The 13,081-nt window shown below is 48.6% G+C and carries 10 protein-coding genes and 1 pseudogene; 5 read left to right on the top strand and 6 right to left on the bottom strand.

The annotated features are described in order from the left end of the window. The first annotated feature begins 398 nt into the window (after positions 1 to 398). A complete protein-coding gene (locus tag MJ769_RS09455) occupies positions 399 to 1,970 on the top strand; it encodes a M48 family metalloprotease (protein ID WP_239236755.1) in 1,572 nt (523 codons plus the stop codon). A 109-nt stretch (positions 1,971 to 2,079) separates the two neighbouring features. Here MJ769_RS09455 and MJ769_RS09450 read toward each other — a convergent pair whose 3' ends face one another. The 6 genes from MJ769_RS09450 to MJ769_RS09425 all read right to left on the bottom strand — a co-directional run bounded on the left by MJ769_RS09450 (position 2,080) and on the right by MJ769_RS09425 (position 8,635). Next, positions 2,080 to 3,021: a septal ring lytic transglycosylase RlpA family protein gene (locus MJ769_RS09450; protein WP_239236753.1), complete on the bottom strand. Its 942-nt coding sequence runs from the start codon at positions 3,019 to 3,021 to the stop codon at positions 2,080 to 2,082. A gap of 499 nt (positions 3,022 to 3,520) precedes the next feature. Next, positions 3,521 to 3,973: a transposase gene (locus MJ769_RS09445; protein WP_239236751.1), complete on the bottom strand. Its 453-nt coding sequence runs from the start codon at positions 3,971 to 3,973 to the stop codon at positions 3,521 to 3,523. A 307-nt stretch (positions 3,974 to 4,280) separates the two neighbouring features. Further along, complete coding sequence (locus MJ769_RS09440; RefSeq protein ID WP_239236750.1) at positions 4,281 to 4,661, bottom strand: hypothetical protein; 381 nt, start codon at positions 4,659 to 4,661, stop codon at positions 4,281 to 4,283. Positions 4,662 to 4,913: 252 nt separating this feature from the next. Next, a complete protein-coding gene (locus MJ769_RS09435) occupies positions 4,914 to 6,251 on the bottom strand; it encodes an alkene reductase (RefSeq protein WP_320412159.1) in 1,338 nt (445 codons plus the stop codon). A 496-nt stretch (positions 6,252 to 6,747) separates the two neighbouring features. Then, positions 6,748 to 7,452: a DsbC family protein gene (locus MJ769_RS09430; protein WP_239236748.1), complete on the bottom strand. Its 705-nt coding sequence runs from the start codon at positions 7,450 to 7,452 to the stop codon at positions 6,748 to 6,750. A gap of 19 nt (positions 7,453 to 7,471) precedes the next feature. Then, positions 7,472 to 8,635: a UbiH/UbiF family hydroxylase gene (locus tag MJ769_RS09425; RefSeq protein ID WP_239236747.1), complete on the bottom strand. Its 1,164-nt coding sequence runs from the start codon at positions 8,633 to 8,635 to the stop codon at positions 7,472 to 7,474. An 87-nt stretch (positions 8,636 to 8,722) separates the two neighbouring features. Here MJ769_RS09425 and dusB point away from each other — a divergent pair, with 87 nt between their 5' ends. The 4 genes and pseudogenes from dusB (at position 8,723) to purD (ending at position 13,029) form a co-directional block, all read left to right on the top strand. Next, positions 8,723 to 9,730 carry a tRNA dihydrouridine synthase DusB gene (gene dusB / locus MJ769_RS09420; RefSeq protein WP_239236745.1) on the top strand — a complete coding sequence of 336 codons (1,008 nt, stop codon included), beginning with the start codon at positions 8,723 to 8,725 and terminating at the stop codon, positions 9,728 to 9,730. Then, a pseudogene (locus MJ769_RS09415) lies at positions 9,727 to 9,975 on the top strand (helix-turn-helix domain-containing protein); the annotation flags it as partial. The gene dusB and the pseudogene MJ769_RS09415, both read left to right, overlap by 4 nt. A 104-nt stretch (positions 9,976 to 10,079) precedes the next feature. Further along, positions 10,080 to 11,645: a bifunctional phosphoribosylaminoimidazolecarboxamide formyltransferase/IMP cyclohydrolase gene (purH, locus tag MJ769_RS09410; RefSeq protein WP_239236744.1), complete on the top strand. Its 1,566-nt coding sequence runs from the start codon at positions 10,080 to 10,082 to the stop codon at positions 11,643 to 11,645. Between the two features lie 85 nt (positions 11,646 to 11,730). Further along, positions 11,731 to 13,029 (top strand): phosphoribosylamine--glycine ligase, encoded by a 1,299-nt coding sequence (purD, locus tag MJ769_RS09405; RefSeq protein ID WP_239236742.1) that lies wholly within the window; start codon positions 11,731 to 11,733, stop codon positions 13,027 to 13,029. Positions 13,030 to 13,081: the final 52 nt, after the last annotated feature.

The following is a 13,081-nucleotide window of genomic DNA, read 5'->3' as shown; positions in this document are numbered from 1 at the left end:
CGTCAATCATGGCTTCCAGCGATTTGACCATTCATTTAACCGGACAGCAGTGAAAATATATAAATAATAACTAGTTAAAATTTCTGATAAATAATAAATTTACAGGCATTTACTATTTCAATTTGTTAATTCGATATCCTTTCTTAAATGCAATGATCAAGCGACTAAATCCCTTATTTCATGTCATTAATCAAACAACTTGACCCAATATTTTACCTGGATGGCAAGGTACGACTGAACATTCGCCATTTTCTATGTATTTGAAAGAAATTGAGTATCGCTGTAATCATAAAAGTGATAACGTCTTTAAAATTATTTAAACGCTAAACTTTAGTTACGTTTTGCCCTAATTACCATATTATTTCGTCATGCTTTAATTACACTTATTGGAGCTCGTCGTGTTCACACAAAATCAAAATAAATCTTTATCCTTATTGCTAGTAGCGTCACTATCGCTACTAATCTCTGCTTGCGGCACGAATCCCGTTACCCAGAAAAGAGAATTTCAATTCGTTTCAGAGTCACAGGAAATTTCAATTGGGAAACAGAATTACGCGCCCGCGCGCCAATCGCAAGGTGGCGACTATGTCATAGACCCTGAACTCACCGCCTATGTACAGAGCGTGGGAGACAAGTTGGCTGCCGTTTCTGACCGTAAATTGCCTTATGAATATGCAATTATCAACGACTCAACACCTAATGCCTGGGCAATGCCAGGCGGAAAAATAGCTTTTAATCGTGGGTTACTTTATGAACTAAATAGTGAGGCCGAACTAGCCGCTGTCATGGGCCATGAAATGGTGCATGCAGCGGCGCGCCACGGTGCAAAAAGTATGGAACGCGGCGTGCTGATGCAAGGGGCGATGGTTGCCATTGGAATTGGCACTCAAAATAGCAACTACGCTAACCTCATTGTTGGTGGGGCGCAGTTAGGCGCGCAACTTACCACTAGCAAGTATGGGCGTGACGCTGAAAGTGAATCAGATTTATACGGCATGCAATACATGAAAGAAGCGGGCTATGACCCAACGGCAGCGGTCACTTTGCAGGAAACTTTTGTGCGTTTAAGTGCTGATCGTAAAAGTGGTTTTATTGATGGTTTATTTGCTAGCCATCCTCCTTCACCTGAACGCGTAGCCGCTAACAAAGTAACGCTGGCAAGACTAGGCGCGGGCGGTGAATGGGGCAAAGAAATTTATGCACAAAAGGTCGGTAAGCTTAAGGCTAGCAGAGCCGCTTATAAAGCTTATGACGATGGCGTAAAGGCACTGGCGGCAAAAGATACTGCAAAAGCCACCGCCTTTGCCAAACAAGCCATTGCAGGTGAGCCACGTGAGGCGCACTTTCAGGAACTATTGGGCGATATTGCGCTATCAGAAAAAAAGCCACAAGAGGCTTTGAGCTATTACGACAAAGCCATAAAATTGCAACCGGACTACTTTAAGCCATACATACAAAGCGGCATCACACTATTTAATATGGGAAAAAAGGCTGAAGCCGAGCCTTATCTTAAACGTGCCAACGAATTATTACCGACCGCGCCTGGACATGCATTACTTGGTCAACTTGCGGAAAGTCGCAGCCAAACTGATATTGCTTTACAGCATTACCAAATCGCAGCGGATTCGAATTCTGATATTGGTAAAGACGCTTCAGCACGTGGCGTACGTTTAGATTTACCACGCAACCCAGCTAAGTATATTCAAGCAGGTGTGCAAGCGGACAATTCTGGTAACTTGTATGCGGTTGTGCAAAATAACACCGCCATACCAATTGCCCGCGTGCAAGTGCGAGTGGTGAAATACGATGCGAAAACTGGCCGTGCTGTAACACAAAGTGCACCAATGCAGATTACCGATGGCCTAGCCCCAGGTAAACGTAACCAAATTCCAGTTAGGGTAAAAGTGGCCTCGGCGCAAGAAGCACAATTATATAAAGTGGTAGTTGAGTCTGCTGAAATTGCGCAGTAAATACCAACACTAAATTACGGGCTTTAATAAACTTTGTACAATAAAAATGCAATATATTCATTAACTGAGTAATATTCGGCGCACTCAATAATTAAATTTCGCCCCTTATTCAATGAAGAACCACAAAAGGTTTAAAGCCCAAACGCGATTGTAACTTTTCTGCGATAGCGCGCGCCTCATCCTGTGTAGAATAGGGGCCAATATGAACGCGCACCATACCATCTTCCTTCTGGTACAACTCGACGCTTTTACCGCTACCCTCAAATTCAATATTCATACGTCCAAGAAAACTTTCTGCGCCCTGCTGTGACCGGAAAGCACCCAATTGCAGATACACATTGCCACTCGCTACCGGTTCGCTTGAAACAGATATTGCAGTTGCTGGCTTCAAGGGGGTAACAATTACCGAATCCGTTATTTCTATAGGCTGGAGATTGCTGTCTGCCACCAAGTTTTCTACTTCCACCAACACTTCAGCACTGCCCATATTTAAAATACCAAGTTTATGTGCGGCGACATAAGATAGGTCAATGATGCGCTCACGCAGAAATGGACCTCGGTCATTTACTCGCACCACTACCGATTTTTTGTTACTAAGGTTAGTTACGCGCGCGTAACTGGGTACAGGCAATGTAGGGTGGGCGGCAGTCATGCCATACATATCATATATCTCACCGCTAGCGGTGCGCTTACCATGGAATTTCTTACCATACCAGGAAGCAATACCTTGCTCTGTAAATTTGCCAGGCGCAGTTAAAGGTGTGTACGTCTTTCCTAAAGCGGTATATGGGCTGTTAGCAAAACGGTGCAACGGTTCAGCACGTGGTACTGCGTTGGGGATGGTATCCAAATTAGCGGGCGCATCAGTACCAGGGCTGTCACCTTCCAAATATCCGCCACGATTGGGTTGGGCAATCGGGGTAGCCGATGTAGGTTGTGCTTCGATTACGGGAGCGGGTGAACTGCGCATTTCTTCTTTGCGTGGAGGTACGCTGCCACACGCGGTGAGGATGATTGCTACAAAAAATATCAGTCCTGTTTCTTTATTCACTTGCAACCCCCTATTTATAATTCGATAATTAAACATGTCCCTATCTGATGCAGGAGAGAATTAATTTGTGAAGTATAGCGTAATACATCCAAATCTATTCAACCCAGATCGAGATAAGCTGGAAAAATGAAGTCCGAAAAGGCGAGAGAGCGTCCGTCTGGACGTCGAGATTAAACAGTGCATAGTGAACCCACGAAACCCATGGCTCATATCTACGGCCTAGCAATCCGGCCAACTGTGACATTCGCGTAAACTTGGATCGCATCATCGGCATCCATGAGTTGTAAGGAGGACTGTTCAGACAACGCAGGCAATCAAAGAAGATAACCGAGAAAATTGATACCTTTTCAACCCTAAGCGGAAACATGCCCGTCTTTACTATTTGTCACCCACTGATCTCAGGCCGCGACATTAAGGGCACTTCTATAAATCCCATAAATTCTCACCCGCCGTCATCAAATTTCTTTTTTTGATGATGTTCCGGTGAGACTTACAAAATCTACGGCGGTTTGTTCATTTCCCCCAGCCAATGTCGGCTATTTTGAGTGGTCATCCCCCCTTTTTGCCATTGCCTGCGCGACAGGCGAACCGATCTTGTCGAAGTCCAACACTTCAAACGAATCAGCGTCTCATTGAGTGCTTTACGGAATGCCCACACGGTGCGGGCATCGGGTATGTTGCCTGCCAGATCAAGATCGAGGAAACGCATGAAAGACAGGCGGTCGCTGACTGGGTATTGCAGGCGCTCGTCGGACAATCCATGCAGGCGTTGAAGGATGAGCATCTTGAATATGAGCACACGGTAGGTAGGCTTGCGTCCGGCTGCGCTTTTGCGCTCAGTGGGGTCGATGCGGGAGAGAATGGAGCGAAACATCTCCCAGTCAATGACGGCGTTGAGCCGCTCCAGCGGGTCGCCTGCTTCAGAGGCCGGCGTAACGGTTTTGAAGGTCAAACAGGCCGTTTTGCACGGGGTGGGGGTCGTCGAATGGCTGTGCCTATTTTAGGCGTAGTAAACTTTCGGCGCTTGTGAAAATTGGGGGGATTTATAGAAGTGCCCTTAACAAGACTAGGCGCTATGCTGCTTCAGCAAAGGCAGTTGCACTTCGAACTTGAATCCGCCTTTAAAACTGGACGAAATTATAGCATAAAAACAACATAATACAACATTACATCAACGAGTTATGTTTATTTCAGCGTTGACTATTTATAAATTTTCCTTGTTTTTCAATGATGCACTCCTACAAGGTGCCAATCTGAAGCTATTCTATAGTTTTGACATCGAAAACAAAAAACTCCGTGTCACCAAAACAACTTGTCGGAAGTCCTTTGTGTTGATCGTAATCGAGACTCACTTTTTTACCGAGACTTCGATTGAGCTTGCCTGCAACGGCTTCATCTCTTACAGAGAATAGGAATTTCTCAGGTACTTGACCAGGAAGAAACATCATGCTTAATTCACCTTCCCATGTTTTACAGACCCACCCTTTTTTTGAAAACTTTTGAACATATCCAGTTCGTTCACCGGTTGAATAGCTCCAGGTTAAAGCAACCCACAGATAAGCAGTGCAGAGAGCGATTAAAGTTATCGCCACAATGACAATTTTTTTTATAAAATTTGCTTTTGTCTTTATCGAATTCATTTGCTTGAAGAATAGTCAATTGCCAAGTTGAGCTGGAGCCTTAAAATCCGTGTTTCCATCCACGCACTCACAACTCCCCTAAGTTTTCCCCTATCATCAGGGACGCTTAATGCTAGCAGCCGTCGGCCTTAAAGAATCGTATCGAAAATTTAAGTCCGACAGGCTGCCAAGAGCCCAACATTAAAAAACCACTCCATTTTATGGTGAATTGTGCTTATTGTTGCTAAGCACAATTCACCATGTACGGCGCCTCTAATATGATAGCGACGGGTAATCGATGTAGCCAGCAGCTTCGCCGCCATAGAACGTTGCGATATCTGGTGCGTTGTAATCTCTTCGTTCCCGTAACCGCAATGGTAAATCTGGGTTGGCGATGAAGAGAGCACCGAATGACACAAAGTCAGCGGTCTTCCCAACAATCGCTGCCTCGGCACGCGCTGCATCGTAACCGCCATTGGCTATGTATTTGCCTCTGAACAAGGTCCGTAAGCGCTGAAAATCGAATGTCGAAGGATGTTCCTCAACTACATGTATATACGCCAGATCGAAACGATTCAACTGTTCGACTACGTATTCGAATGTCTCTTGCGGTGTTGAGTCGGAAATGTCGTTTAATGGATTGACTGGGGACAGACGGACGCCAACTTTTTGAGATGGATACACACTGCATACCGCCTTAATTACTTCAAACAGCAAGCGGCTGCGGTTCTCGATTGAGCCACCGTACTCGTCTGTCCGTTGATTCGTACTATCTCGCAAAAATTGGTCGAGCAGATATCCATTCGCGGCATCAATTTCTATGCCGTCTAGCCATGCCTCTTCAGCATTCCGCGCAGCTTGCTTATATTGCTCGGCAATACTCGACATCTCTGCAACTTCTAGCGCGCGAGGTACAACGAAGGGCTCCATTCCTTTTGGCGTAAAAACTTCCCCTGCCGGCTGAATAGCAGAAGGGGCAACTGGCACACTTTGGAATGGCTGCAGCGATGGATGTGAAATTCGACCAACATGTGACAAGTTCATAAAAATCCTGCCCCCCGTTCTGCGAATGTGGGCAGTTACCAATTTCCAGCCATCAATCTGTTCGCGAGTGGAAATGCCCGGTGTACCCGGATAACCAATCCCCTGATCAGAAACTTGAGTCGGTTCTGAAATTATCAGTCCGGCGCCACAGCGTTGAGAGTAGTAAGTTGCATTCATGGCATTCGGTACGTTGCCTAGCGCAGCCCGGCTGCGGGTCATCGGCGCCATAACCACCCGGTTATTCAGCTCAAGCGCGCCGAGCCATGCTTTTTTATATAAGGGGTGTATTTCCGGTGGCAAAATATGCGACATATCTGTCCACCCAGAAGGGTGGGTTTCACGCTTAACCGGTTTTTTCTTTGGATAATTTCTGGGGTCAGCAACGAGATTTGGGTTCTCGTTAAGAGCCTTGGGAACATCGGGATAATCGGGAACCAAAGGGGGATTGTCATCAATATCCCAGTCGGCCATTGGAATCAGGGGCATGTCTTTACGGGATGATGACTTGTCGATAGTAGGATTAGTCTGGTCGTCTTTACTAGGTGTGAGTTTGTCGTCGTTTGCCATGAGTTTGTAGTCGTTGGATACTTAAGAAAAAAGTTATTATAGCCTGTTCTATTGGCTCATCAACCCGAACGGGTATAAATTGTCTTAACAATCTAATTTTCTTTGAATTAAACTCTTGGATTAACAGTCGAAGTTGGACATTCAGTGCTGGCTTCGCCCATGTGCCGGGTTGTCCAAAGAATACCTCATGCGGAGTTTTCCAGTCCAGGCATTTTTTGGGCCGACGGTTCATTTGGTTGATGGCGAATGTGACTTGTTCAGGGGGCACGTTAAGGGCACCTCTATAAATCCCCCCAATTTTCACAAGCGCCGAAAGTGCACGACGCCTAAAAGGTCATGAGTGCCAAGGGTCAGACTCGATTGAATTTATTAAATCTGCCCATCGTTTTTCTTGTAGTTAAAATGAGGGCTCGTCTTTCCCGCCACTATCTGACCGGCCAACCCTTACCTACAAAGACATCACCATTCAGTCAAACGGGGAACAATGCAAGAATAATCAGCGACTCAAGTTGCTATTCAAGGATTTTTCCAATACTGCAGCAGGTCTGAATCCGGAAACCAGAACACCATCAGTAAAAAACAGCGCCGGGGTGCCATTTATGTTTAATTTTTGGCTTAGTTCCATTAATTTCGCGGTAGGGGCGTTGCATTTTCCCACAGGTGGCGACACGTTGTTCAGCATCAAATTGTCCCACGCTTTAACCTGATCCTTGCTGCACCAAACACCTTCTACCTTTTTGTCGGAACCTTGGAATATGGATAGCATGAATAGATACAGGGTAACGTTGTCCACATTCTTCAACTCGGCTTCCAGCTTTTTGCAGAAGCCGCAATTCGGATCGCTAAAATATGCCATCTTCCGTTTACCGTTACCTTTTACTCTTTTTATTGCAAGATCGAAGGGTAGGCTGTTGAAGTCTATCGCGAGCAATTTGCGTGAGCGCTCCTCTGTTAGATTGCTCATGGTCTTCAGATCAATAATGTTACCGCTGATGAGATACCGTGCTTGTTCATCGGTATAAAAAAGCTGGCCTTGCGCCACCACTTCATACAAGCCAAGAATATTGGCATTGTTGGTTTTATCAATCTTGCCAAGCTGTGGATATTGCTTTTGCAGAAGGTCTTTGACCTTGGCTGCATCATCAGCATGAGCATAAGAAAATGAAAACGAGATAAGCAGTACCAGAAGCAATTTAATCATGATGAATTCCTGAATTAAGTTAATTGAGTGCGTGACGCGCGAGCATTTTTTTCAGCGGCACAATCCGATTGGTAGCCGCGAGGCCGACGTTGCGCGCGACGCGCAGCAGCGGATTGCTATTATTGAACAGTTTTTGCAGCACATCAGTGGTGAGCTGCATGGAGAGGATATCTTCCTTGCGCGCGCGCTCATAACGACGCAACAGATGTATGTTACCGCAGTCTTGTTGTGCATCACGTTGTAGCAACACTTGCGCTAGCTGGCGTGCATCGCGGAAGCCCAGATTGACGCCCTGCCCGGCAAGAGGGTGTATGTTGTGCGCGGCATCGCCCACCAGCGCCAGACGTGGTTTGATGATTTGTGGCAGGCTCAACAAACGCAACGGGAAAGCGGCGGGCGGGGTGACCAATCGCAGTTCGCCCAGGGTGTGGTGCGAGGCTTCAGCAACTTGTGCACATAGCTCTTCATGCGACAGTTGCAGCAAGACTTCTGATTTTTCCGAACTTACCGACCATACCATTGAAACCCTCTGCTGCGGCAAAGGCAGTAAGGCGAGAATGCCGTCCGGCTGAAACCATTGAAAGGCCGTGGAGCGGTGTGCGTTCTCGACGGTGAAATTCGCAACTACGCCATGCTGATTATAAAGTGTGGGCGGTGCCACGATACCGGCCTGTTGTCGCACCCAGGAGTTCCCCCCATCCGCGCCGACCACCAGCTTTGCCTTGAGCATCCGCCCGTCTTCCAGCTGAAGATGCGCGGCATCATCATGCCAGACCAGACTGGCACAACGAGCTGGGTGAAAAAGCGTTAGATTGTCCTGCTCTTGTAACCCTTGCCACAGCACTTGCTGTAGCTGACGATTTTCCAGGATAAACGCCAACTCCGGCTCGCCCAGTTGATATGCACTGAAATCAAGTTCCGTGCCATCATCGCCAAACACGTGCATGGTTTCGACCGGCTGCACGCGTTTCATATCCAGTTGTTGCCAGGCATCACACTGCGTAAGAAAGGCAGCGCCGCCGGGACTGATCGCATAAATGCGATTGTCCCAGCCTTCATTATTAGTTGGCGGGGCGGTGGGCTGGGTTTCCACCAGAGCCATATTTAATCCGCTGGATTTAAGCGCTGCGGCCAGACTGGCACCAACCAGACCGCCGCCTATTATCAGGACGTCGAATGTCATTGCTAAAATATTTTTTCACTTCTGGACGAGTGATGATAGCACGAGGCGTTTGATTAATTTATAATCTACCTCCTTTCGGAAAACGTCATGCGCATCGGCCCCTATCTCCTCAAAAACAACCTTATCGTTGCCCCTATGGCGGGGGTGACCGATCGTCCGTTTCGCATGCTGTGCAAAAGTATGGGCGCAGGCATGGCGGTGAGCGAGATGGTGTCTTCCAATTCTCTGCTCTACGGATCCGAGAAGACCAAGCGACGCGCCAATCACGAGGGCGAAGTCGATCCCATCTCGGTGCAGATTGTCGGTGCCGACCCCAAAATGTTGGCGCGGGCCGCTCAATATAATGTGGATGAGGGTGCACAGATCATCGACATAAACATGGGTTGTCCGGCGAAAAAAATTTGCAACGTGATGGCCGGTTCCGCACTGTTGCAGGATGAAGTGCTGGTAGCGCGAATATTGGAGGCAGTGGTCGGTGCGGTAGCCGTGCCGGTGACGCTTAAAATACGTACCGGCTGGGATAAGCAAAATCGTAATGCAATTCGTATCGCCCAAATCGCCGAGGCAAGCGGTATTCAGGCGCTCGCCATTCACGGGCGGACTCGTGCTTGCGCTTACACCGGCGATGCTGAATATGACACAATCACTGCGGTGAAAGCCAACGTCAACATCCCTATTATCGCTAACGGCGATATCACCACTCCGGAAAAAGCCCGCTATGTTTTACAGCAGACTGGCGCGGATGCCGTGATGATCGGGCGCGCAGCACAAGGGCGTCCGTGGTTGTTTCGTGAGATTGAGCATTTCATCAAGACCGGCACCCATTTACCCGCACCGCAAGTGGACGAAGTACATCGCGTGCTGCTTAAGCATGTATATGAACTTTACGCGTTCTATGGTGAGCACACGGGTTTACGCGTGGCGCGCAAACATATCTCCTGGTACACCAAAGGGCTGATCGGTTCTGCACATTTTCGCCATCATATGAATCAACTGGAAAGCAGCGCAGAGCAATTAATGGCGGTAAATGATTTTTTTGATGGGCAATTACAGGGCGGCGAACGCCTACAGTACGTTGAGGAGCTGGCTGCATGACACACGAAGATGATTGTTTGTTAGGCGAAAACGACGTCGCAAAATATATACGCAAGGCAGTGGGCGATTATTTCAAGGATCTCGATGGCGAAAATCCTTCGTGTGCAGTGTATGACATGGTGATGAATTGTGTTGAGAAGCCCTTAATCGAAGCCGTTCTACACCATGCGGGCGGCAACCAGACGCGAGCAGCCGAATTATTAGGCCTTAACCGCAATACATTACGCAAGAAAATTCAGCAACATAGTACTCCAAGCGAAACTTCGAACTTGCGGCCCAATACCCGATCCGAACAAAAGTCTGTTCAAAGGTCTCGACTGGTTAAAACGAACGAAAAGAAAAATTAACTATGGCAGCAATCAAACAAGCCCTCATTAGTGTGTCAGACAAAACCGGCGTGCTGGAATTCGCCAAGGGTTTGCATCAACTAGGCGTTACCATTCTGTCCACTGGCGGCACGGCCAAGATACTCGCCGACAACGGCATTCCAGTTACGGAAGTGGCCGATTACACTGGCTTCCCCGAGATGCTGGATGGACGCGTAAAGACGCTGCAACCGAAAGTCCATGCCGGAATTCTGGCGCGACGGGATCTGCCAGAACATGTCGCCACACTGGAGAAGTACAGCATTCCGAACATTGATCTGGTAGTAGTGAATTTGTATCCGTTCGGCGCGACTGTTGCCAAACCCGATTGCTCGCTGACAGATGCCATCGAGAACATCGACATTGGCGGACCGACTATGGTGCGCGCCGCAGCGAAGAATCATCAACATGTAGCCATTGTCACCGACGCAAACGATTACAGCACCATTCTGACCGAAATGCACGCTAATGGCGGCGCGGTTTCCAGCGCCACGCGTTTTGATCTGGCGAAAAAAGCTTTCTCGCACACTGCCGCGTACGACAGCGCGATCAGCAATTACCTTACTACAGTCCAAGCCGACGGCACACGCTGCGAGTATCCGACACAAATTAACTTCAACTTTACCAAAGTGCAGGACATGCGCTACGGCGAAAATCCACATCAAAATGCAGCCTTCTACCGTGACCTGAATGCGGTGCCTGGCGGCATTGCCGATTACACGCAATTGCAGGGTAAAGAGCTGTCCTATAACAACATTGGCGATGCCGATGCGGCGTGGGAATGTGTCAAGACATTTGATCAACCCGCCTGCGTCATCGTCAAGCACGCCAATCCTTGCGGCGTTGCGATTGCCGATGCACCACTCAATGCCTACCAGTTAGCTTATAAAACGGATCCCACCTCCGCATTCGGTGGCATCATCGCTTTTAACCGCGAGCTGGATGCAGAAACCGCAACGGCTATTACAGCCAATCAATTTGTTGAAGTAATTATTGCACCTTCCATGACTGAAGCAGCACGACAGGTCGTGACAGCAAAACACAATGTGCGCCTGCTCACCGTGCCACTGTCCAAGTCGCACAATCAATATGATGTTAAGCGAGTGAATGGCGGCTTACTGGTGCAATCACCTGATACTTTAGAGGTACAAGCCGAGCAATTACGCGTTGTATCTAAAAAACAGCCGAGTGCTGAACAGCTAAAGGACCTGCTGTTCGCCTGGCGCGTGGCCAAGTATGTGAAATCAAATGCCATCGTGTTCTGCAAAGATGGACGCACGCTAGGCGTAGGTGCCGGGCAAATGAGCAGGGTAGATAGCACTCGTATAGCCACCATCAAGGCACAGAATGCGACTTGCAGCCTGGTTGATTCAGTCGTCGCGTCAGATGCCTTCTTCCCGTTTCGGGATGGCGTAGACGTGCTGGCCGAAGCAGGCGCGAAAGCAGTCATCCAGCCCGGTGGCAGCATGCGCGATGAGGAAGTTATTGCAGCAGCGGATGAACATGGGCTGGTGATGGTGTTTACGGGTTATCGACATTTCAGACATTAAACGCTTTAACCACAGAGACACAAACCCGCTTACTTGCTCCAAGTTTTTTGCTTTGTGATCGCTGTATCAAACTTGGGGTTATGTTATGAAAGTTCTGGTTATTGGGAGCGGTGGTCGAGAACATGCGCTGGCATGGCGTCTGGCGCAAGCCATCAAAGTGCAGCGGGTGTTCGTCGCGCCAGGCAATGCCGGTACGGCACTTGAAAACGGCGTGGAGAATATTGCCATCACCGCTATTTCCGATCTCATTGCATTTGCACAACGCGAGCAAATCCACCTTACCGTAGTCGGCCCGGAAGTTCCTCTGGCAGCTGGCATCGTGGATGACTTTCGTGCCGCCGGGTTGAAAATTTTCGGCCCAACTAAAGCTGCGGCACAACTGGAAAGCTCAAAAGATTTCGCCAAAAATTTCATGCTGCGCCACCATATTCCCACTGCGGTTTCTCAGACTTTCAGCAAGGTAGCGGATGCGTGTGCTTACGTGGAAAAACAAGGTGCACCCATTGTAATCAAGGCTGATGGTTTGGCTGCAGGCAAGGGCGTGGTCGTAGCCATGACTGTGCCGGAAGCTTATGAAGCCATAACCATGATGCTGGCAGACAATAAATTGGGTGATGCTGGCGCGCGCGTGATAATCGAAGAATTTCTGGTCGGGGAGGAAGCCAGTTTCATCGTCATGGTGGATGGCAAACATGTGCTACCACTGGCAACTAGCCAGGATCATAAACGGCTACTGGATGGCGATAATGGGCCCAACACCGGCGGCATGGGCGCATACTCTCCTGCACCGGTGGTGACACCGGAACTGCATGCGCGCGTGTTGCGCGAGGCGATACTGCCAGTGGTGCAGGGTATGGAAAAAGAAGGGAACTCTTACACCGGTTTTCTATATGCCGGCCTGATGATAGACCCACAAAATAATTACAAGGTGCTAGAGTTTAATTGCCGCATGGGCGATCCAGAAACCCAGCCTATCATGTTGCGCTTGAAGAGTGATCTGCTGACGCTACTGGAACACGCAGTCAACGGCACCTTGAATAAGGTGGAGGCGGAATGGGATAGGCGCGCTGCGCTCGGTGTGGTACTGGCCGCCGCCAACTATCCCGACACGCCGCGAAAAGGCGATGTCATTAACGGCCTGCCCAAAGCACAGGAAGACGCACATGTGTTTCATGCTGGCACCAGAATGCAGAATTGCCAGGTAGTCACCAGCGGAGGACGTGTGTTGTGCGTTACAGCGTTGGGCGATAGCGTGAAAATTGCACAGCGCCGTGCTTATCAGATTGCCGAGAATATTCATTTCGAGGGCTGCCAGATGCGCCGCGATATTGGTTATCACGTTACTAAAGAAATAACGACCTATTCAGAAAGCTACGATTTCTAATTCACAGAATATCTGAGCTATTCCCGCATACAACCGTGCGATGCCGCATCGG

The sequence above is a fragment of the Candidatus Nitrotoga sp. BS genome, assembly GCF_927797785.1.
GTDB lineage: Bacteria > Pseudomonadota > Gammaproteobacteria > Burkholderiales > Gallionellaceae > Nitrotoga.
The sequence above is the reverse complement of the archived record's forward strand: the minus strand, read 5'-3'. Positions and strand labels throughout refer to the sequence as shown.

Bases quoted from the DNA above. Each gene is read 5' to 3' on its own strand.
- dusB (WP_239236745.1), top strand. From the start codon at position 8,723: ATGCGCATCGGCCCCTATCTCCTCAAAAACAACCTTATCGTTGCCCCT.
- purH (WP_239236744.1), top strand. From the start codon at position 10,080: ATGGCAGCAATCAAACAAGCCCTCATTAGTGTGTCAGACAAAACCGGC.
- purD (WP_239236742.1), top strand. From the start codon at position 11,731: ATGAAAGTTCTGGTTATTGGGAGCGGTGGTCGAGAACATGCGCTGGCA.
- MJ769_RS09440 (WP_239236750.1), bottom strand. From the start codon at position 4,661: ATGAATTCGATAAAGACAAAAGCAAATTTTATAAAAAAAATTGTCATT.
- MJ769_RS09435 (WP_320412159.1), bottom strand. From the start codon at position 6,251: ATGGCAAACGACGACAAACTCACACCTAGTAAAGACGACCAGACTAAT.
- MJ769_RS09425 (WP_239236747.1), bottom strand. From the start codon at position 8,635: ATGACATTCGACGTCCTGATAATAGGCGGCGGTCTGGTTGGTGCCAGT.
- MJ769_RS09430 (WP_239236748.1), bottom strand. From the start codon at position 7,452: ATGATTAAATTGCTTCTGGTACTGCTTATCTCGTTTTCATTTTCTTAT.